Source organism: Priestia sp. YIM B13491, assembly GCF_042787605.1.
Lineage (GTDB): Bacteria > Bacillota > Bacilli > Bacillales > Bacillaceae_H > Priestia > Priestia megaterium_E.
Genome location: NZ_JBHZOR010000003.1, coordinates 718,767 through 740,228, shown reverse-complemented (window position 1 = coordinate 740,228; position 21,462 = coordinate 718,767). Strand labels below are relative to the sequence as shown.

Here is a 21,462-nt window from a genome sequence, read left to right as displayed (position 1 = left end):
GCTGTTACTATACCACTAAATTTATAAATTTCTACTATTTTCATCTATTTTTAATGTGATTTTAAGATGAATTTTAGAGTGACTATCATGATTGGAAAAAGTAGAGTATATTCGATTACCCTACGGTTCCCAAATGGGTAGTATGGAGGGAGGAAAGTGAAAATAGTAGAGGTACAAAAAGATAAAAATACTTATAATCATGCTAAAGAGCACTCCTGTTTTTTGAATACAGGGGTGTTCTTCTACAATAAATTTTGTATGACAACCTATCAATTTATGTGTTATGATGACTATAGACCTAATCTTTCTTATACTTTAGTATAGAAAACTTAAATTCTCAAGAAGTGCCCTTATTCTCCAATACCATTAACGATGAGGGTGCTTTTTTTATGTGAAAAATTCATGAGTGCTTGCCAACTGTATGATACGAATATGTTTTGATAAAAATACATAGCGAACAGGTGTAATTAACATGACAGAAAGGAAGGGGGCTGCTCAGGCTTCTGGCTGCAACTTTAATCAAAACTTCATATACTAAAGAGATTATTTTTTTCCTAGTTTACATAAGATAAATAGAAACCAATTGAATAAGTAGAAAGCTACAACTAAAAATGAATGAAACAAACACCCTCAAGTTCTCTATACTGTTGAATTTGAGGGTGTTATGTCATATTTAAATTATTAACTATTTTTCATTAATAGTAGAGACATTAATAGAAAACTCCTCAATAACTTAACCTCTATAAACACTAGCACATGTATCAGGTTTTGGTTCATAATAACAATGATTTTTAAATTGACCAGATGCAGGTTGACCGTACCATGTTGGAGGGCACGGAGCATGTGGATTAAAATACCAAAGAGCAAATTTCGCTGGGTGTTGTCTCCAATAATCCAAGTTCTGCTTTGCTAATCTTTTTTCAACACCTCTTGCTCTTTGATAAAACACATTGCCTTTTTGAACAGCTTCAAACGAATAATTCCCCCCCTGGACTTGATAAATGACTTGTGAAACGGTTCTTAAATTTTTAAAGTCTATACAATTTGCTGCAAGACGATTAACAATTACATTTCCCACATATAACATTCCTTGTCTACCTTCACCTTCAGCTTCTGCTCGCATCATCCTTGCCATTAAGTTAATGTCTGAATTACTGTACTTTACTCTTGCCATTTATTCACCCCCAAAACATAGTATGAAAAAAAGCCTATATTGATGTCATTGTTTATAAGCTAGCAATGCTTAGTTTTCACATATCATCGCGCATATTTAATCATTACCATTAAATAAATTGATACTAATTAGCTACCGCAGTAGGTGATCGTTAGATGCTTATCGAATACGTTATAGGCATGTAAATCGAATGCCTCAATATTCCTTCGCAATAAATATCATCTCTCAGCCTGTACTAGTTCCAAATCTGGCACTGATTCATTTGTGTAATTTACTAATATTAAACTTTTAAGGAGAGAGAAAATGGGAACATTATTTAATCAAACAACACGAAAAGATTATTTTGATAATGATGCTGTTAAATTTCTTGATACAGTAAAAACTCTTGCAAGAGATCATGGCCTGACAGTTGAAGAGACCTGTCGTGTTTTAGAACTATCTATGAAAATTGATGATTATGACCGCAAAGATGAACACATAGTAGCGTTAGGACGATTAATAAAAGATTTAATTAATGAAATTTCTATGTTAAGAGAAAAGTTATAACATAATAAAGTAGAAAAAACATCTAGAGAGTAAGATATTTCTTCTACTTTAAGATGGCTAAAACACAGTTAAACTAAAAAAGAGAAGGTTTTTAACCTTCTCTTTTTCTATATCATCGATGTTTAAATACTCTTTTTCATTCCGCATTCTCGACATTCACGTAAGAATACGCCACCCTTTACAGAACTTTTGAAGTAAGATGAATTGCAGTTGTTACATCTGCCACTCACCTTATCGGGAAATGCAGCATAGTCATACACTTTATCTAGATCGATTTCTTGCTCTTTTATTTCTTCCAGGCTGATCACTCTTTTCTATTTGGCTTTTATTAGACTACCACAATTACATCTATATAGAAGGGGTATGTTAAAATCACTCTGGTTTTTCCACTAGTTGCATCTGAAAAATTTGCGTTTCTTGAATATTGGCTCTTTGAAGTTCCTGTTTAAAGGATTCTCCTTCTTTTAGTTTAATGATTTTCTTTGAACCGTCACGTAACGTGTATACTCTAAAATTGTACATGAATGTACCTCCACCAAAATAAATGCTTCCTGTACACGATTTCTTCAGGAACTAAGCCAAGCGAACAAGGTTAATATTTAAATAATAGTTCGTCGTTATTTAAATATTTTTCACTTCTATGAGGCTTGTCTAAATAAAATGTACGCGAAATGAATAATAATCTTCTTGATTTATCTGTTGTATATAAATATAATGTAATTGAAGTACGCAAAAAGAGAACATGAAATTTAAAATACACTTTTCGTTATTATCATTTTTTGATTCCATTCATTATCTATATGCAAGAAACGCATGTTTATTATAATGAGATTACAGTATGAAGAGATTGAAGGAGATACCCCAACTTAATGCTGTAGTTTCGTTAATTAAGTTACACCTGGAATAAATACTAAATTCCTTTAGCTTTCGGAGAAGATATGTGTAGTTACCACGATTGAGATTTTTTGAAAGCGATATCATTTTATTAAAAGAAAAACATTTTAAGAGATTTAATTATTTTAACAAGTTATAGAGATATCTAGTGTTATTGCTACCTTATATCTAGACACTAGATAAAAAAGAAGATATTTCTTTATCTGAAATGAGGGAATAATAGATTAGGATATTGTTGTCTAACATTCATATAAATCTAGAAGTGACTGTCACTAGATTTATATGAATGTTAGACAATAAACAGGATTTCAAAAAGGTTAAAAGGATAATAGAAAATCTCTTTATAAACGATACTATATGCTCAGGTATATAAGATGAGCCGAAAAAGTGTATTTTACATTAAAGATTTTGAAAACGCTTTACTTGAGGGGGGGAGTTAATTTTAAATCAGATGATTACCATTTATTTTAAAGGTTATTTACACATTGGACTTATTTTTAATTATTGTCTTTTTTATAGACGATAGCCTAAGCAGAGGCTCTCTTTAAATGTTTTAATGAACCACAAATTGAAAGGGGTTACAACTATGAAGAAATTGGGATTAGCTACACAAATATTTATTGGACTTGCGTTCGGGATTGCTATAGGCGCTATTTTTTATGGAAATAATACAGCGATGGCCATTCTTCAACCTTTAGGAGATATTTTTCTTCACCTAATCAAAATGATTGTTATTCCTATCGTTGTATCTGCACTAATCGTATCTATAGCTGGTGTAGGTGATATTAAAAAGTTAGGAAGACTAGGTGGAAAAACCATTCTTTATTTTGAAATTGTTACTACAATTGCATTAGCAGTGGGATTATTAGCCGCAAATTTATTCCATCCAGGTAGTGGTATAGATATGGGGAACCTTGAGAAAGGTGATATATCCAAATATGAAGAAACATCTAAAACAACTGAGAGTGCAGGTGTAGCAGCTCAAATCGTTCATATTATCCCAACTAATATATTTCAATCATTGACTGAAGGAAATTTATTAGCAATTATCTTTTTCTCAGTCTTATTTGGTCTAGGAGTCGCAGCAATTGGAGAAAAAGGCAAACCAGTTTTAAACTTTTTTGAAGGCGTACTAGAATCCATGTTTTGGATGACAAACTTAGTTATGAAATTTGCTCCATTTGGCGTATTTGCTTTAATTGGTTTGAATGTCGCGAAGTTTGGAATCGGTTCATTAATTCCTTTAGGAAAGTTAGTACTCGTTATATACCTGACCATGATTTTCTTTGTTTTTGTAGTATTAGGTATTATTGCAAAAATGGCTGGAACTAATGTTTTAGTCCTTATAAAAATCTTAAAAGATGAGTTAATTTTAGCGTTTACAACCGCAAGCTCTGAAGCAGTATTGCCAAGGTTAATGACTAAAATGGAGAACTTTGGTTGTCCGAAAGCTGTCACATCCTTTGTTATTCCGACAGGATATACCTTTAACCTTGATGGGTCATCCATTTACCAAGCCATTGCTGCCCTTTTCATTGCACAAATGTATGGGATTCATTTATCTTTCATAGAACAAATTACACTTTTACTTGTATTGATGTTGACTTCTAAGGGAATGGCAGGAGTTGCAGGAGCATCATTTGTTGTTGTATTAACAACACTGGGATCAATGGGATTACCTCTAGAAGGCATGGCATTCATTGCTGGTATTGATCGTATTTTAGATATGCTTCGTACATCTGTCAACGTAGTAGGTAACGCATTAGCTGCTATTGTGATGTCTAAGTGGGAAGGCGGATTCGATAAAGAAAAAGCAAAGCATTATACAGATTCTATTAAAAAATCAGATGTAGCTTAAAATAATTTATTTGTTTATAAAGAAGGAGATCAATATTATGACAGATATGGGAACGCTTGAAAAACAAGATGTAAGAATTGAAAAAGATTTCTTAGGAACGAAAGAAGTGCCTGTCAGCGCTTATTATGGAATTCAAACATTACGTGCAGTTGAAAATTTTCCAATAACAGGTTACCAGATTCACCCGGAACTCATTAAAGCATTAGGAATCGTTAAAAAGGCTGCTGCTCTTGCTAATATGGAAACAAAAAGGTTATATGATGGGTTGGGTAATGCAATTATTGAAGCAGCAGACGAGGTTATTGAAGGAAAAAGAAATAATCAATTTATTGTTGATCCAATACAGGGTGGTGCGGGGACCTCAATGAATATGAATGCAAATGAGGTTATCGCAAATAGAGCTTTAGAGTTACTTGGTCATAAGAAAGGTTCTTATTCCGATTTAAGCCCTAATAGTCATGTAAACATGTCACAGTCAACAAATGACGTATTCCCAACTGCTATCCATATTGCAACGCTTAATCTGTTAAATAAGTTACTGAAAACAATGAATTATATGCACAGTGTATTTCAGAAAAAGGCAGAACAATTTGATTCTATTATAAAGATGGGACGTACTCACCTCCAGGACGCGGTTCCAATCCGTCTTGGTCAAGAATTTGAATCATATAGTCGTGTTCTTGAGCGCGATATGAAACGTATTAAGCAATCCTATGGACATTTATATGAGGTTAATATGGGAGCAACTGCAGTTGGAACGGGTTTAAATGCAGATCCACGTTATATCGAAAATGTTGTAAGATATCTAGCAAATATCAGTGGTTTACCACTTAAGAAAGCCAATCATCTTGTAGACGCGACTCAAAATACAGATGCTTATACAGAAGTCTCTGCTAGCTTAAAAGTTTGCATGATTAATATGTCTAAAATTGCGAATGATATCCGATTAATGGCATCTGGTCCTCGTGCAGGATTAGCTGAACTTATATTACCAGCTCGTCAACCTGGTTCATCTATTATGCCTGGAAAGGTCAATCCTGTCATGCCTGAAATGATTAATCAAGTAGCTTTTCAAGTTATAGGTAATGATCATACAATTTGCCTGGCATCGGAAGCAGGTCAACTTGAACTAAATGTGATGGAGCCTGTTCTTGTGTTTAACTTGCTTCAGTCGATCAGTATTATGAATAACGCATTCCACGTCTTCACAGACCATTGCCTAAGAGGCATTGAAGCAAATGAGGGACGTTTAAAAGAATATGTAGAAAAAAGTGTAGGGATTATTACAGCCGTAAATCCACATATCGGATATGAAGTAGCAGCACGAATTGCTAGAGAGGCTATTTTAAATGGAAAATCGGTACGAGAACTATGTTTGCAATATGACGTATTGACTGAGGAGGAGCTTGAGTTAATTTTAAATCCCTATGAAATGACGAACCCAGGTATATCTGGCAGCTCCCTTTTTGACAGAAATTAATTTTTGAAAGCGTGCTCCATATTAAGCTTATCGTATAAGCCACCTACTTTGGATATCCCTAGGTGGCTTATTTTCTGTATACACGTCAAAAAATACCAACTTCCATTCAAACCATGCTATTTTTTATAGTCTAAATACCACCTAAATGCTTTTCTTCATGCCACACTCTCGACATTCACGTAGAAAAATGCCACCTTTTATAGAACTTTTGAAGTAAGATGAATTGCAGTTATCGTATCGGCCACTAACTTTATTCGGAAATTCAGCATAGTCGTAAACTTTATCAAGGACGATTTTTTGCTACTCTTTCTCTTCTATAAGGAAAAGAGGTATCAGAGAGAGCAATTAAAAATACTTCATCATATAAAGCCATGGCAAAAGCATTAGAAAATCTTTCAAAGGAAGATATTGCTTCATTGTTAAACATGCATAAAAGTTTATTGCCTTCTTTAAAAGAAATGCACTTCTAACAAGTAAAGAGCCTAATTGGATATTCGATTTGCTTTCTTATTTTCCTACCGATAACACTTTTTATATTAACTAAAGGCGTATATCATATACAACTTAAACACAGAAAAAACTACTGCTCCTGTACAGTAGTTTTTTCTGTTACTTGAATTTTATTTAAAAGGGTCTATGAGAGAATGCTTCACAGCATCTTGAGCAGTTTGTTCAATTCACTATTTATTATTCATTTTATAAATTTAAATAAAAAAGAAGATATTCAATTTTTATTGAGGTTGGGTCTTTTGTTATTCAAATTCATACGAGATTTTTTATTGTCTAGTAGATGCTTAATTTCTTTGAAGCTTACAAAACTTTTATTTTGTTGATCTAAAAGTCGAAAACGAAGGGACTTCAAGCTTGTGCTTAGTGTAATTGTTGTTGCTTTCTGTAATGGCGGCGTAGACTCATGCGCCTTTTCTAAATTATAGTTTGGAACTCTTGGAGCCAAATGATGTACATGATGGAAACCAATATTACCTGTTACCCATTGTAAAACTTTAGGAAGCTTGTAATAGGAGCTGCCATCAACCGCAGCTTTCACGTAATCCCACTCCTTTTCGTTTTCAAAGTAGGAATCCTCAAATTGATGCTGTACGTAAAATAGCCAAATTCCCAGTGATCCTGCTACAAAAAGGATGGGAGCTTGAACGAGCAGAAAAGCTTGCCAACCAATACCCCAACATAAAAGTGCATACACTGCAACAATTGAGAAATTGGTTAAATATGTGTTCAAACGTTCCTTTCGTTTCGCGTCTTTTCGATTCAATCGGTTAGAAACTAAGAAAAGATAGATGGGACCTAATCCAAACATAACAAGTGGATTGCGGTACATTCGGTAAGCTAACCGCCCCCAGTAGGAAGCTGTAACATACTCGTCAACTGTCATGACCCACACATCACCAGTTCCTCGTTTATCTAAGTTGCTGCTCGTGGCATGATGAATCGAGTGGCTTCGTTTCCACTGTTCATACGGAAACATGGTGATAACCCCACTGATTGTGCCAAGGATATTATTCGCTTTTCGGTTTTTGAAAAATGATTGATGACAACAATCATGGAAAATAATGAAGGTTCGGACGACGAACCCTGCTGTAACAATAGCTATTGGCAGTGTTAGCCAATAAGAAACGAACAAACTTTTATAAGCTAGAAACCAAAGTAGTAAAAACGGAAGAAATGTGTTTATTAATTGCTTTATACTCGATTTCGTATTGGATTTTTCAAAAGGTGCTACATTTTTTCTTAATTCAGTCGTTTTTTGTTTGCTCATGTGTTCCTCCTTACATCTTTCTTTACATTGATTAGTATTCAACTCTTCTTTCTTTATATTTATAGTAGAACATAGTAGCTGGTAATAAAAGATATAAACGTCAAGTAGTTAGTATGACAATTGTCATACATGTGTGAATGTATTTTCTTAATAAAAGGAAAAGGGTATGAAAAAATTCAGTTTCATTAAAGCATTAGCATTATTTCAGTCCTAGCTATTTAAAAGCACTCATCAGTGTGTACCTTTCCAACAGGTTTTGTGCCACTATTTTAAAATATAATGCGAACAAGTAACTACTTCTACTATAATGTCTAGGATTGGAGGTAGCTTTTCAGAGCTATGAAGTTTCAACTGTCGTGTACTTTGTTATAAAACAGAAAAACCTATTGGTTCATCTGGCACCAGTAGGTTTTTCTATTTAAAACAACAAGGATTTTAAAGTATTGGATAGATGCCTCACGGCGTCTTGTTTAGTTTGCTCGTTATAGTAGATATTATTCAACGTAGGCAATCTAAATATAATAAAATGAAAAATAATATTAGATTGTTTTTGTCAGAAATCATAACAAAGTCATAGCTTGCTTATATCGGTTTATATGTAATGTATTAAATCCAAAAGCTGCTCTTTTCTTTTTGAGTAGTTTTTCTCAGTTTATTTCAGCTGATACAGCTAGCTGGGTATGTTGGGCTTATGGAACGGAGATCGTTATCGCAGTAGGTTTGTGGTTTATCTTTATTTCGACAGTGATTTTCAGTCAAATTTAACTTTTTGATCAATTCTTCAGTTGTTAAAACTTTGGCAAACTCATTATCTAAAGTTGCTAATGATACAGTATGTATTTGTTCAGCTGGATAATATGCATTATCTGCTCCTTTTATTGCAAATGCAGCTGTGGCATCTGATATGAGATACGTTTCAAATCCTAAATTATTACTCGCCTAAATTATTACTCATTCGAGTAACAGTTGATACACAATGTGGAGTTGTTAATCCTACTATTACGACTTTTTCTATTTTGTTTTCTTTCAAATGATTCTCAATCCCCTTAATTTTTTCTGAATATTTTAACATTTTTATAGATATATGCCTTTAAAATGGTATAATATAGAGAACGTCAGTTCGGGAGGCTTACTATGCAAACAAAAAAAGTTTATATTTATGTATTTAATACAATGTCAGATTGGGAGTATGGATATTTAATTGCTGAACTAAATTCAGGAAGATATTTCAGGCAAGGTTTAGCCCCTTTAAAAGTAATGACGGTAGGAGTTAATAAAGAAATTATTAAAACAATGGGGGGCTGAGTATACAGCCGGATATTTCTCTTGATGAGTGCACTCTTCTGGATAAAGATCTTTTAATTCTACCGGGAGGGAATACATGGAGTGAGGAGATTCATCAACCTATATTGAAAAAAGTTGGGGAAGTTTTAGAGCTTGGTACTATTGTAGCTGCAATTTGTGGGGCTACTGATGCCCTTGCAAATAGTGGATACTTAGATTCTAGAAAGCATACGCTTAATAACTTAGAATATACAAAAATGGTCTGTCCTAATTATAAAGGAGAGAAGTTGTATGAGATTGGACCTGTAGTATCCGATAATAACATGATTACTGCTTCAGGAGTAGCACCTCTAGAATTCGCGAGGGACGTATTAAAGAAATTAGATGTATTTGCATCAAATACATTAGATTCATGGTATAGCTTAAATAAAACTCAGAAGTCCGAATACTTTTTTCAGTTAATGAGTTCAATATAGATTCCTAATTATATACAAGGTCGATTACAATAATTTTCTTTTTTATTTTTGTAGATACCTATAATCCATTTTATGTTAATAAGAAATGAATATCATATACAGCCTAAAATAGAAAAAACTACCGTTCCCCGCCAACGGTAGTTTTTTCTCATAAAGGTCATTTATTTAAGTACTAATGTATAACTTTCCCTCTCAAAACATATAAAGCAATACCTAAGCATCTTCGTCAGTAAAAAGAGTACGAGCCGTTTGGTTAAAGGCATCTGTTGCTTTTGATGTATCTTTCCTATCTAGCACTGCTATATTAATGTCTCTGAACGTGTTCGGCTCTAATTCTCGAAAAACTACTTGTTCTGGCAGCGACAAGATATTTTTTTTGGTTGTAATGGTAATGCCTAATCCTTCTTGTACCATACTTAGCGCTGTGTCGATGTAATCAACTTCAAATCGTACTTGAGGCTTTAAGTTAAAATCTTTAAATAAGTCATGGACTTGTACTTCATAACCGCCTCTTCCAAGTATGATATCTTCATCTTGTAAGTCAGGAATACCTATTGTGTCTTTCTCGTATAAAGGGTGACTTGAGTGCATAATGACAATCAATTGATCTTTCATTAAGGGTACGATATCAAAATCTTTATAAGGAGGAATAATAATTCCTACATCAATAGATTTAGAACGCAGCCACTCTTTCACTTGATCGACACTTCCTTCTGAAAGCTTGATTTCTAGACCAGGGTACTTATCTTCCATTGTACGTATAATTTTCGGGATAAATCTTGTACAAGCAGTTGGGTAGGTGCCAATATGAACCTTACCAATTTCTAATCCTTGTTCAGCCGCAATTAATTCATCTACTTTTTGAAATTCACACAGGATATTTCTAAAAATAACTAATACACGCTCGCCTACGTCCGTAAAAAATAATCCATTCTTTTTATTTCTCTTAATTAACGTCGTTCCTAATTCTGATTCAATAGCTGCTACGGCACGACTTACCGCAGGCTGTGTCATATGCAGTTCTTCACCAGCTTTTGTAAAACTTCCGGTTTCCGATATCTGAACAATAAGTTCAATTTGTGATTTATTCATACCAATTTTGTTATCTCCTATATAATTAATATGCATTTTATTTATGTTAGAACCTAATGTACCCTAAAAGAGAATTAAACTTCAAGAAATCAACCGGAGGTAATTAGTATGGTCAATCGCAATATATTATTTCTATTTGCACTTATACTAGCTGCATTTAATCTTAGACCGGGTATAACGTCAGTCAGCCCAGTTTTACATGGAATAACGAAGGAACTAGGCATGAGTTCTACTTCAGCAAGTTTACTCACTTCTATTCCTTTATTATGTTTTGGTTTTTGTTCGTTATTTGCTGGCCGTTTAGCAAATCGCTATCAATCAGAGAAAGTGATCACTTTCTTTATATCGTGTATAGGTATTGCAACGTTTCTACGTGTTTTTACAAATTCATCACTATACCTATTAATAACGGCTTTATTAATTGGGGCAGGAATTGGTGTTGTAAGTCCTTTACTTTCTGGTTTTATCAAAAGCTACTTTCCAGAGAAGGCGGCATCGATGATAGGCATATATTCTACTTCAATGGTAGTGGGTGCATCCATTTCCATCGGGCTAACGACACCGCTTCAACACTGGCTCAATAACTCATGGAAAAATGGATTAGCATTTTGGAGTATTTTTGCTTTATTCGCCATTCCACTTTGGTTGATGGTAACAAAACAATCTCATACTCCTAAAAGCAAATTTTCACAAAAGAGGAAGGCTTTCTTGCCATTAAAAAATAAAGAGGCCTGGTTATTAACTTCGTTTGTAGGACTTGTAACTCTGTTATTTTATTGTTTTGCGGCATGGCTGCCAGCCATTGTAGAGGAAAAAGGGTGGACGCCAGCATTTGGTGGTCTTGCAGGTACAATAGCTATGATTGCACAGTTGCCAGCTACTTTGTTATTGCCTAGTCTCCTGAGAGTACTGCCAAATAAAAGATTTTGGATTACATTCTTTACCCTCAGTGTGATTGTTGGTTTATCTCTTTTATGTTTTACAAACGTAACGCCGATTATTTCAAGTATATGTTTAGGAATTGGTGGCGGTGGTCTTGTCTCGCTAACCTTATTGTTACCAATAGATAAGACAGCTTCACCTATAGAAGCAAGTAATTGGTCAGCAATGACTCAAGCCATTGGATATATGATTGGTGCGGTGGGTCCATTTATAATTGGATTTCTTCATGATTATCTAGGAAGTTTTGTTCCTACATTATATCTTCTTATAATTATGGGTTTCATTGTGATCCTGCTAGGGTGGAAAATCACGAAGCCAGCTAAAGTTAAAGTAGATGGGATACCTGCGAAATAAAAACCACGATCTGCTTCGTGGTTTTTATTTTAGCTGTTAAAAAAGATTGTCTAACAACTTTTAGTATAGAGTACTATTTGAATGGGGAAGGGGAGGTTCGTTATCATGAATATTTTAATCTTAGGTGCAACTGGACGAGTGGGAAGTCAAATAGTGAATCATGCTCTTCATGACGGACATCACGTTACGGTATTAGTTCGCACTTCAGAAAAGATCCAAATAACTAATGAAAAGTTAACGATTATTCAAGGAAATGTTTTAAACGAAGATGATATTGTTCGTTCAGTAGGTGGGATTGACGTAGTTATTAGTGCCCTAAATACGGACGGGACTACTACTTTATCAGACAGTATGCCACTGATTATCGAAGCAATGAAAAGGGAAGGCATACAACGGATTATCACTATAGGAACTGCTGGTATTTTACAAAGCAGAAGCATTCCACAATCAATGCGCTATGAGCTAAGGAAATCAAAGGGTAGGTCAGTCCGTGCAGCAAAAGAACATTATAAAGTTTACACTATGCTAAAACAATCCAGCCTCGAATGGACGATTGTCTGTCCTACGTATTTGCCGGATGGAGAAAGCATAGGTGAATATCGCGTGGACGACAATTTTTTGCCAGAGGGCGGGACTGAAATATCCGTGTCAGACACAGCAGAATTTACATTTAGCCAGATAAAAAGTAGGTATTACATAGGATCACGTGTAGGTATCGCCTACTAATAAAGCCTTATATTTTTCTATCTTTCAGAGGTGACGTTATGGATTTACATGATTTAACAAGCCATCTTATTCATCGTACAGATGTAAAAGTAATGAATTATTTTAAGAAAAAACTCAAACCTTATGGCATGACTCCAGTGCGATGGAGCATTATTAACGTTCTAGACACTCAAAAAGGGATAACTCAAAAAGAACTAGCAGAAGCGATTGATAAGAAACAAACAACTATCGTAGAAATGATTTATGCGATGGAGGAAAAAGAATTCATAAAAAGAACATTCAGTGAACAAGATCGTCGCTCACATTATCTGTTTCTTACAGAAAAAGGGGAAGAGTTAAAGAAGACACTTTCGCCTTTAGTTAAAGACGCGCATCTCTTTGTTACGCGTCAATTAAGTGATGAAGAGATTGATCAACTTAAAACATTGTTGAATAAGGTATATGATACTCCTTGTTAATTGATGTTTCTTGTAAGGATAAACTATCTTTTGATCAAAATTCCTGTATTGATATGCAGGGATTTTTTATGGTGAAATACGATTTAGCATGACTGTAGCGTAAGTTGTTTCAAGTTAAAAGAAGGGGAAACACGCTGGGAATTCTACTATAACCTAGAAAAATCTAATGAAATATAAAAGTCAATTTAACAATTCAAAGAAAACCCTTAGTTTTGTTCTTTTTGCATTTTGAAACATAGTCAAATCAATCGCCCGTAAAAGTATACGTTTACGGACTTTTATTTCAGATAGGAAATCTATCATTTTTATAGTTTGTTTAAGTTAGAAAATTGATTACGGACGTATACTGAAAATCATACACATTTACGAACGTTTTTATTGGAATAAAAGGAATAAATAAACATATGAAAGGATTGATTTTGACCCTTTGTCTTTAGATTTCTAGCTTTGTACCCGAAGTCTTGTATCTAAGTTTTTATTTTCTATTTTTTAGAACTTTAGGCCGGTCAACACAACAAGTATTAGCGATATAACATTTTGCATATAAACAAAAAAGAGTTTATAAAAACTCTTTTTTAGAAATTAACCATTAAGGAAGAGATACTAATTTAACCCTTGCTTTTTCGTGGCTAATAAACGCATCGATAAGTTTATCCATATTACCTGTTGGCTCAATTTTGTTTAGACTATATGCATTTTTGGATCCAATATAAAAATTGACAGGAGTAAGTACTAAATTAATTCTTTTTACATGAACAATGATTGGAAGGTCCCAATCAATAATTATACCTTCTACTTCTCCATAAGCCTCTTTATTATATATAGTTGTTTTTTTTACATCAATTTTTATTTCACTAATGACACCATTCCATCGCTCTAATTTCTCTAAACCACTCATTAAAATCCCTCACCAATAATCGAATTATGTATATCAATGGATAAATTCAACTTTAATTTCCAATTCATCTTTGACTGGATTTCGCTAAATGCAAATAAATTATTCAAGTGATAATGACAGATTGAGGAAACTTCTTTTAGTTCTAAAGTCCTCCATGAATTTTAACTGAGTCAAAATCAAATAAACCTTTTAACTTACTTAAATAATGTTGTATGTGCATATTGGTAATTTTAAACTCCCCCTAGGAATTAGAATTTTTTATTGAGTAAATTTATTATATATCAAAATCTTCCCGGATTCTTCAGATAGTTTATATTTAACTAAAGTCCCTTAAATTTAGTATGAAGATTAAATGAAAATATATTGAAAAGATATCTTGTAGGTGGAAATCCATTGTATCTTCTATATAGCAAGAATTGAATCGTCTTATCTACATAATTTCAACCACCTTAACAATTTGATATGGTAAAATATACTTAGTAATATTGTTCTGTTTTTTTGAATGAAAGTTATTTTAAGAACCTATAAGTTTATATGAAAATTAATTATTGTACTTAATTAAATTTTGGAGAGGTTTTAAATGAATGAAAATTTAGAGAGTCAAAATATACTTGCATGGTTAATACCAACTATGAGTGAGCAGAACGATTTAAATTATCAGCACATATTGTTAAAAGAGAGTAAGAGTAAAAGGACATTTGCACTTGCTGATTTACAACTAATAATCGACAATGCACATCAAGATTATAAAAATCATCGTCGTTCGGTTTTATTGAAAAATTTAGATCCGACAATAAAAATTGAGAATTTAGGATCCAATGATCCAGCTTATTATTACCCTCACAAATTAGACTTAACAACTCTTAAAGGATACTTTGGAGAAGTATTCTCTGGAGTTATTGCTGAAAATTACTCTCCCTTTAATGTAGAGGGATGGAAAGTGCCCGTTTACTTTTTTCGCTTTCATCACACTGCCACAGATCAGTTAGAAAATTACCGAAGAACAGGAGAGATGAAGAAAGCTACCGTTGGAAGAACAGGAGATGATTGTCTAGCTTTTTTGTTAGATTCTAGCGATAGTAAGATTGTGAAAACACTTTTTTGTGAAGCGAAATGCTCAGCAAAGCATGATAGTTCAATGGTAAATAAAGCCCATTTAAAACTTAGTGATCATAACCCCTTGCCTGTAGAGCTCCTGAGGATTTTGGAAATACTAAATGACTATGATACAGAATATTCTAAGAAGTGGAGACTGGCAATATCTAACCTTTTCTGTTCTCTTAATGATAATGAGGAACACGAGCGTATAGATATGGTTAGTTATGTATGCGGACAATTTCCTAAGAGGAACGATAATTGGATTCCTAATGATAAACCTCATGAATTTTATAAAGGAGAAAGAAAGTTACTTGCTGTGGAAGTTCATTTAGAAGAAGTAGATTCTTTAGTGAAGACTCTATATAGAAAGGAAGATTAAAATGGATGACCATAATACCAGCGATAATATAGATTCATATATTGAAAAATACAAACAAGAATTTAATAAAAATAAAATACCTCCAAGAATAGCCAAATTATATAGTCAGTTTTCAAAAATGAATATGAATCAATTAGGGCTAATAAGTTGGTCTAATGAAGAGGCTACAGAAAGATTCGATGAAGCAATTAAACTTATATACTTTGGAGTACAAGAAAAGAATAAACGTAATAACGAATGGAAAATCAACTTTAAAATAGCAGGCGAAATATTAGAGTGGTTGTCACACCCAAGGGTTAATATATTTAATTATCCTCTTTATTTATTATCTGCTGCCTGTTACCAAATAGCAGGCTATCCAGCTCTTGCTCTAGGGTTAATTAACGAACGTCCCAGAGAAGAAAATGAATCGGAAATAATAAGGTTATTACTTAAAAATGATTTTCGGAAAATTGAACAACAATTAATCGATTATTGGAAGCAGACCAACACCAAAAATATTAAAAATGATTTAGAATTGTTCAATACAAATACTGACGAATATGTAATAAGAGAAGTACTAAGTATCATAGGGATTTTATTTGCTTATCTAAAATGGGGAGAAACAGATAGATTAACTCTTGCTATAAATAAAATGGAGGAAATGAGTAAATTATTACTACATGATACAAATTCTTTGAATTGGCTTTTAGTAAAACTCATATCTTTAATGCTAAACGAAATCGTTGAAAATTCCTTAAGAAAAAAAGGTAATCCATTACTAGAGTATAAGAATAACTCACTTGTAGAATCTATAGAAAAATACTATAGAAGAAATTTTCTTCACAATAAAGTGCAATTATGGCCTTCTCAAATAAAAGGAATTAATAAGTTATTAACTGAAAAATCTTTTGTACTTTGTACTCCCACAGGATCTGGAAAAACTACTATAGCAGAATTAGCTACCTTAATTAATTTATTTAGTGACTTAAAAACTCAAAAGGGTTATGAAAGTTTTAACTTAATCAATTTGCTTGAAAACATTGAACCAATAGTCCTTTACCTGGTCCCCTCAAGAGCATTAGCTACTGAGATTGAATGGAAGCTAAATAATGTATTAAAGGATATTTCTAATGAGGCTATTAAAGTAACTGGACTTTATGGAGGTACAGATTGGGGTCCAACAGATGCCTGGATTAACCAAAACGAAAAAACCGTATTGATATGTACATATGAAAAGGCAGAGGCTCTACTTAGATTTATGGGACCATTATTTATTCCAAGAATATCTCTTGTCATTATAGATGAAGCACATTCTGTTCAATTTGATGAAAACATTGAAAGTTTAGTTTCAGGAGATAATCGCACTTTAAGATTAGAATCTTTATCGAACAGGCTAATTAATTTTTTACATGACAATAATCGCTCTGTTGTTGCTTTATCAGCTGTAATTGGAACTGGAGCACAAAAATTATCCGATTGGATAACTCAAACAGAAAACTCTATACCTGAAGAATCTGGGTATAGGAGTACACGTCAGTTAATTGGTAGGCTAGAGTATTTTAAAAATGGAAACTTTGAAATACGATATGATCTTTTAAATGGTTCTTCATTAAACTTTAAAACATTTAATGATAGTAAAACAGAAGATGTTCCTTTTATTCCATCACCCTTTGACACAGCTCCTATCGAACTTAATAATTTACCAAAAAGGTATATTGGTAAAAAAATGAAATTCACTAAAAGATCTCGACCATATTTATTTTGGGCAGCGATGCAACTTGCTCAAAATAAAGAAAATGGAAAGCAATCGACAGTATTAATATCTATAGCACAACATATTAATGGATATGCTACAGATTTTTTGCATATTATTGACAGAGTTTTTAAAGATAACACCCTACCTTCTTTTTTTAATATACCAACTGTTGGTTACAATAAAATCCTTTGGGAGAAAAGTCTTAAAGTATGTGCAGATTATTATGGCGAAACTTCAATTGAATACAAGTTACTTAAAAAAGGTATAATAGTACATTATGGTAAGATGCCTAGTATATTATCCAGAATGCTAATCGAACTTATAAATAAAAAAGTTATAGCAATTGTAATTGCAACTTCCACATTATCTGAAGGAATTAACTTGCCTTTTGATATCGTGTTAATACCAACTCTTGCAAGAAGAGGAGAAAAGATACCAGTATCTGAGTTTGCTAATTTAGTTGGGAGAGCTGGACGGCCAGGAAATGGTACAGAGGGAAAAGCATTAATTTTCCTGGAAGCAAAATCTTCTTATGTTGGACCTGGTTCTTGGAATGCAAGACATTATTATGAAGAACTAATTAATGATTATGAATTATTAAAGAACAAGGAAAGAAATAATATAAATACAGGTATAAGTCCCCTTGCTACATTAATTTCGTATATAGAGGATAAATGGAGATTAATCACACAATCTAATTCTGAAGAAGAGTTTTTTGATTGGTTAGAGAAAGCCATTCCCTCAGAAAATGAACAAATTTTTGAAGAGAATTCTGGGATGGAAGCTGAACAAGCTCTAGATACTTTAGATAGTATTCTAATTGCTGCGATAGTTGAAATAGAACAAGCTGATGATAATATGAATTTAGTAAGAGTCGAGCATATGCTAACTGAATTGTGGAAGAAAACATATGCATATTACTCAACTTCTCAACAATCTTTAACTCAAAAAGTGTTTGTTCGAAGGGGAGTATCCCTAATTGAGGATATATATCCGGATAGTAAAAAACGAAGAAGATTTTATAAATCAAGTGTAGAACCAAGATATGCAGTTCAACTTATTGAATCCTATGAACAAATTATATCCCAATTAAAAACAGGTTTTGACTATATTAAATGGAATAAAGAGCAACGAGTAGAATTCCTTATAAATAATGTGAAAGAGATAAACAAGTTAAAAAAATTTACAATAAAAAAAGGCGTGGGTAAAGACCAAGCCTTTGTTAGTTGGGAATTAATATTAAATTGGTGGCTTTCTCCGGAAAATGCTACGATAAAACCTCAAAAAAACGTAGCTGGTTGGATTAAGTTTATAAATGAAAACTTTAATTATAAGTATAATTGGGGAATTGGCACAGTACTATCTCTAGCATTTGACGAGGTTTATCAAGGAGAATTAGTAGCTTTTAAAATTGAAGATTGGGAAAAAACAGAACTTCCCTGGATTGTTTTTTGGATAAAAGAATTAATAAATTGGGGAACATTAGACCCTGTGGTCGCTTTTATAATGTCATGTAATATTGAAATAACTAGAAAAGAAGCAAATGAAAAAGCACAAAAGTACTACAGTGAATACTATGCTATGTATGAAGAAATAGATGATAGCATATTTGACGTAAGAAAAATTCAAAAATGGACCGAAAATCATTTTACAAATACAAACAAGAAAACCACATTAACACAAGCTAAAATTCCAGTAAAGCTACTCAGAGAGATTCCAAAGGATTCTAAAGAACATTGGAAAGTGTACCCTATTGAAAAGGAAAATAAAATAATTTGGATAGATTACTCTGGTTACATTTTTGCTGAAAGTATTGGGGGTATAAATTCAGATAGGAACAATGACTACATATTAAATAGCAGAAATAGTACAGTGAAAGTACAAAAATACATAATGAGTTAAGCGGGATAAATATGCATCCTACTTTTCATTATTAGTTTAAAGAAGCCTTTGCTTAACGGGAACAAAATTTCTTTTTGATGAGTTTCTTCTATGAACAAAAGGTACTTTCTTATCAGAATAAGAAAATTTAATATTCACAGCTTCTTCACTTCCAATAGAATAGCAATAATCGGTAAAACTTTAGCGTTTGTATTGAATAAAGAACGTTCGTTCGTATATAATAAAGAACAAACGTTCTTTATTGAGGGGTACTTTCAATGGATTATGGGCAGCTACCAAACAGAGTCATTATTTGCATCGACATGAAATCGTTCTTTGCTTCGGTTTCCTCAGTCATATCAGGGTTAGACCGTTAAAAACTAAGCTTGCTGTTGTAGGAGATATCAAACGCTCGGGATCTGTTGTGTTAGCTGCGACACCTTTATTAAAAAAAGAAGGGATCAAAACAAGAAGTCGTCTTTTCGACATTCCTAAAAGGAAAGAAGATATCCACGTGGTGAATCCATCCATGGAGAGATATATCAAGGCTTCGAACTATATTTCTAGTTTGGTGTTACAATATGTGGCCCCTGATGATTTTCATGCCTATAGCATTGAAGATTTATTTATTGATACGACAGCTTCATTGTATTTGTTTGTTGAAACACCAGAGGGGCTAGCTCATCAAATACATACTGAGATCTTTTTTTAAAAACTATCTCAAAATTGATTAGATTAGGGTTAAGCAATTTATTATTTTGTAAGTAAGGAAGTATCAGAAGATGGGAGCTTTAACTGGATATGCTGTAGGACTAAGTGAAGATGATTGCCATTCAACAAGCTTGGGCCCTTCCTCTAGTTTCTCAGATCCCTCTGTTCCACAATCTAATTTTGATCATACTTTTGCTCAAAGTATTGAGTCCAGCTCGTATAAGCCCTCACTTAGCTATACCTCCATCTAGTCCATTCTAATGGTAATAATAAATTTTTTTATTTTTGTAACTTTTTATTAAGTGCATTATACTATAAAAAAAAAGCGCTGAATTTCAAGGGAATATTTTAGGAATATCCCTTAAGATTAAGTGTTATGAGCCGATTATTCTAAAAAATTAGTAGATAAATATTACTTGAAAAGATAATAAAAGGAACTTAGAACTATTATTATCAAACTCAATTGATGTGGAGGAATGAAACTGGAAAAACTAGCGATGACATATGATGCATTTTGCTCTAAAATTCAACGTTACGATGAAAATGAATTTCAACAATTTTGTAATAGATTTCAAAAAATAATGAATAGAAAATTTCGCGCTACAAGAGCCATTGGGCCATTAGGTGATTTGAGCAACGACGGAATAATAAGCAGGACGAGTAGACTGGCCGTTTACGGGGTACATCATGATACTATAGATAAAGATGGTAAGATTGCATCGAAAATGAAAACTGATTTTACGAAGATGTTACGAACTCACCCGTTCGTTAGGTGTATGGTTTTTATGACAAGAACCGAGAAAGGTATGGGTCCTAAAACTCAAAAGATGAAACAAGAAATTGAAAGTAAAAGCTTTCAATTACAAGTTTATGAAGATTTTAATAAAGAAAGAAAACATCCGTTAAGCGCACAGACCATTGAGTACTTTTCTAGAACAAAAATTGAATATGTAGATTGCTTGGATTGTTTTGAGAGATTAAGAGATATAAGCAAGATTACAACATGGGAATATCTTTTGGATAATAAACTAACATTATCACCTGTGCTAGAATTGCCTAATAAACAGTTAGATGATCCTGCATTCATAGCTGAATGGCTCCAATCCGCGGTTATTCGTTACGATAATTATGAAGCCCCCATTTCAATGAAATACGAGGAATTACAAAAGCTTGAGCAATCTCTATTGGATAAAATAAAACGCGATTTACGAAAGTATAACGTTGATAATATCATAGATATTCCATATGAAAAATGGGATATTATTGGGGTTTTAACACCAAATAGTCAGTCATCCATCTCGTATTCGCCTGCTTTCGAGGTACCTACAGCACTCTGGAAAGATCGAGATGATGTAATTACTTTAACTTTAACACCTGACATATTACTTTATATTGTCAATAGAATGAGCTTATTCATTTTATCTGTTAATGACCCGAGTGTTAGTTTTACTGATCTTTTTCTTAAGGTTTATAGATTAGTAGAAGTGAAGCGTTTAATAGTTGAGAGGCCTGAACAAGATGAATGGAGTATTAAATCAGAAGTCGCAGAAAAAATAAAAAAATGGAGAACTATCATGGCAGAATGGGTTGTTCAATATTCTAACTAACATAACAATTATTATATTTTATGAAAATAAATTAATTGAAGGTATTAAGATTCAAAAAAAGAAAATCACAAATGTGATTTTCTTTTTTT

Annotated in this window: 18 protein-coding genes and 2 pseudogenes; 12 read left to right on the top strand and 8 right to left on the bottom strand. The window is 33.0% G+C overall.

Annotated features, from left to right (window positions below):
• Positions 1-733: 733 nt before the first annotated feature.
• Positions 734-1,174 carry a cell wall hydrolase gene (locus tag ACFX4E_RS15005; RefSeq protein ID WP_028409572.1) on the bottom strand — a complete coding sequence of 147 codons (441 nt, stop codon included), beginning with the start codon at positions 1,172-1,174 and terminating at the stop codon, positions 734-736.
• Positions 1,175-1,477: 303 nt separating this feature from the next.
• Between ACFX4E_RS15005 and ACFX4E_RS15000 the strand changes: the two genes are divergently transcribed.
• On the top strand, positions 1,478-1,720 hold the full coding sequence (locus ACFX4E_RS15000; protein ID WP_028409571.1) for a hypothetical protein: 243 nt from the start codon (positions 1,478-1,480) through the stop codon (positions 1,718-1,720).
• Positions 1,721-1,842: 122 nt separating this feature from the next.
• Here the strand turns inward: ACFX4E_RS15000 and ACFX4E_RS14995 are convergent, their stop codons facing one another.
• Positions 1,843-2,019, bottom strand: coding sequence for a DUF8096 family protein (locus tag ACFX4E_RS14995; protein WP_097823078.1), 177 nt, complete (start codon positions 2,017-2,019; stop codon positions 1,843-1,845).
• Between the two features lie 73 nt (positions 2,020-2,092).
• A complete protein-coding gene (locus tag ACFX4E_RS14990) occupies positions 2,093-2,242 on the bottom strand; it encodes a hypothetical protein (protein ID WP_169305191.1) in 150 nt (49 codons plus the stop codon).
• A 958-nt stretch (positions 2,243-3,200) separates the two neighbouring features.
• On the opposite strand from ACFX4E_RS14990, the gene ACFX4E_RS14985 reads away from it, so the two are divergent.
• Positions 3,201-4,472 carry a cation:dicarboxylate symporter family transporter gene (locus ACFX4E_RS14985; RefSeq protein ID WP_050691365.1) on the top strand — a complete coding sequence of 424 codons (1,272 nt, stop codon included), beginning with the start codon at positions 3,201-3,203 and terminating at the stop codon, positions 4,470-4,472.
• A 46-nt stretch (positions 4,473-4,518) separates the two neighbouring features.
• Positions 4,519-5,952 carry an aspartate ammonia-lyase gene (aspA, locus tag ACFX4E_RS14980; protein ID WP_028409569.1) on the top strand — a complete coding sequence of 478 codons (1,434 nt, stop codon included), beginning with the start codon at positions 4,519-4,521 and terminating at the stop codon, positions 5,950-5,952.
• A 141-nt stretch (positions 5,953-6,093) separates the two neighbouring features.
• On the opposite strand, the gene ACFX4E_RS28250 is transcribed toward aspA, so the two are convergent.
• Together ACFX4E_RS28250 and desA are read right to left on the bottom strand one after the other, a co-directional pair.
• The gene (locus ACFX4E_RS28250; protein ID WP_483879882.1) at positions 6,094-6,246 is read right to left on the bottom strand and encodes a DUF8096 family protein; all 153 of its coding nucleotides are present in this window, start codon (positions 6,244-6,246) and stop codon (positions 6,094-6,096) included.
• A 430-nt stretch (positions 6,247-6,676) separates the two neighbouring features.
• Positions 6,677-7,729, bottom strand: coding sequence for a Delta(5) desaturase DesA (gene desA / locus ACFX4E_RS14975; RefSeq protein WP_377238614.1), 1,053 nt, complete (start codon positions 7,727-7,729; stop codon positions 6,677-6,679).
• Between the two features lie 543 nt (positions 7,730-8,272).
• Here desA and ACFX4E_RS14970 point away from each other — a divergent pair.
• Complete coding sequence (locus ACFX4E_RS14970; RefSeq protein WP_141524415.1) at positions 8,273-8,494, top strand: LysE family transporter; 222 nt, start codon at positions 8,273-8,275, stop codon at positions 8,492-8,494.
• Between the two features lie 6 nt (positions 8,495-8,500).
• Here ACFX4E_RS14970 and ACFX4E_RS14965 read toward each other — a convergent pair.
• Positions 8,501-8,771 (bottom strand): annotated as a pseudogene (locus tag ACFX4E_RS14965) (cysteine hydrolase family protein); the annotation flags it as partial.
• A gap of 92 nt (positions 8,772-8,863) precedes the next feature.
• Here ACFX4E_RS14965 and ACFX4E_RS14960 point away from each other — a divergent pair.
• Positions 8,864-9,489 (top strand): annotated as a pseudogene (locus tag ACFX4E_RS14960) (type 1 glutamine amidotransferase family protein).
• 213 nt (positions 9,490-9,702) lie between these two features.
• Here ACFX4E_RS14960 and ACFX4E_RS14955 read toward each other — a convergent pair.
• Positions 9,703-10,581 carry a LysR family transcriptional regulator gene (locus ACFX4E_RS14955; protein WP_377238613.1) on the bottom strand — a complete coding sequence of 293 codons (879 nt, stop codon included), beginning with the start codon at positions 10,579-10,581 and terminating at the stop codon, positions 9,703-9,705.
• Positions 10,582-10,689: 108 nt separating this feature from the next.
• Here ACFX4E_RS14955 and ACFX4E_RS14950 point away from each other — a divergent pair, with 108 nt between their 5' ends.
• The 3 genes from ACFX4E_RS14950 to ACFX4E_RS14940 all read left to right on the top strand — a co-directional run bounded on the left by ACFX4E_RS14950 (position 10,690) and on the right by ACFX4E_RS14940 (position 13,061).
• Positions 10,690-11,877 (top strand): MFS transporter, encoded by a 1,188-nt coding sequence (locus tag ACFX4E_RS14950; protein WP_377238612.1) that lies wholly within the window; start codon positions 10,690-10,692, stop codon positions 11,875-11,877.
• Positions 11,878-11,982: 105 nt separating this feature from the next.
• Positions 11,983-12,603 (top strand): NAD(P)-dependent oxidoreductase, encoded by a 621-nt coding sequence (locus ACFX4E_RS14945; RefSeq protein ID WP_377238621.1) that lies wholly within the window; start codon positions 11,983-11,985, stop codon positions 12,601-12,603.
• 38 nt (positions 12,604-12,641) lie between these two features.
• Complete coding sequence (locus tag ACFX4E_RS14940) at positions 12,642-13,061, top strand: MarR family winged helix-turn-helix transcriptional regulator (RefSeq protein WP_377238611.1); 420 nt, start codon at positions 12,642-12,644, stop codon at positions 13,059-13,061.
• 589 nt (positions 13,062-13,650) lie between these two features.
• On the opposite strand, the gene ACFX4E_RS14935 is transcribed toward ACFX4E_RS14940, so the two are convergent.
• Positions 13,651-13,959, bottom strand: a complete 309-nt coding sequence (locus ACFX4E_RS14935; protein WP_377238610.1) for a hypothetical protein — start codon at positions 13,957-13,959, stop codon at positions 13,651-13,653.
• Positions 13,960-14,539: 580 nt separating this feature from the next.
• Between ACFX4E_RS14935 and ACFX4E_RS14930 the strand changes: the two genes are divergently transcribed.
• From ACFX4E_RS14930 to ACFX4E_RS14915, 4 genes are all read left to right on the top strand, one after another.
• Positions 14,540-15,436 carry a hypothetical protein gene (locus ACFX4E_RS14930; RefSeq protein WP_377238609.1) on the top strand — a complete coding sequence of 299 codons (897 nt, stop codon included), beginning with the start codon at positions 14,540-14,542 and terminating at the stop codon, positions 15,434-15,436.
• 1 nt (position 15,437) lies between these two features.
• Complete coding sequence (locus ACFX4E_RS14925) at positions 15,438-19,076, top strand: DEAD/DEAH box helicase (protein WP_377238608.1); 3,639 nt, start codon at positions 15,438-15,440, stop codon at positions 19,074-19,076.
• 292 nt (positions 19,077-19,368) lie between these two features.
• Complete coding sequence (locus tag ACFX4E_RS14920; RefSeq protein ID WP_377238607.1) at positions 19,369-19,767, top strand: Y-family DNA polymerase; 399 nt, start codon at positions 19,369-19,371, stop codon at positions 19,765-19,767.
• 475 nt (positions 19,768-20,242) lie between these two features.
• Positions 20,243-21,373, top strand: a complete 1,131-nt coding sequence (locus ACFX4E_RS14915; protein WP_377238606.1) for a hypothetical protein — start codon at positions 20,243-20,245, stop codon at positions 21,371-21,373.
• Positions 21,374-21,462: the final 89 nt, after the last annotated feature.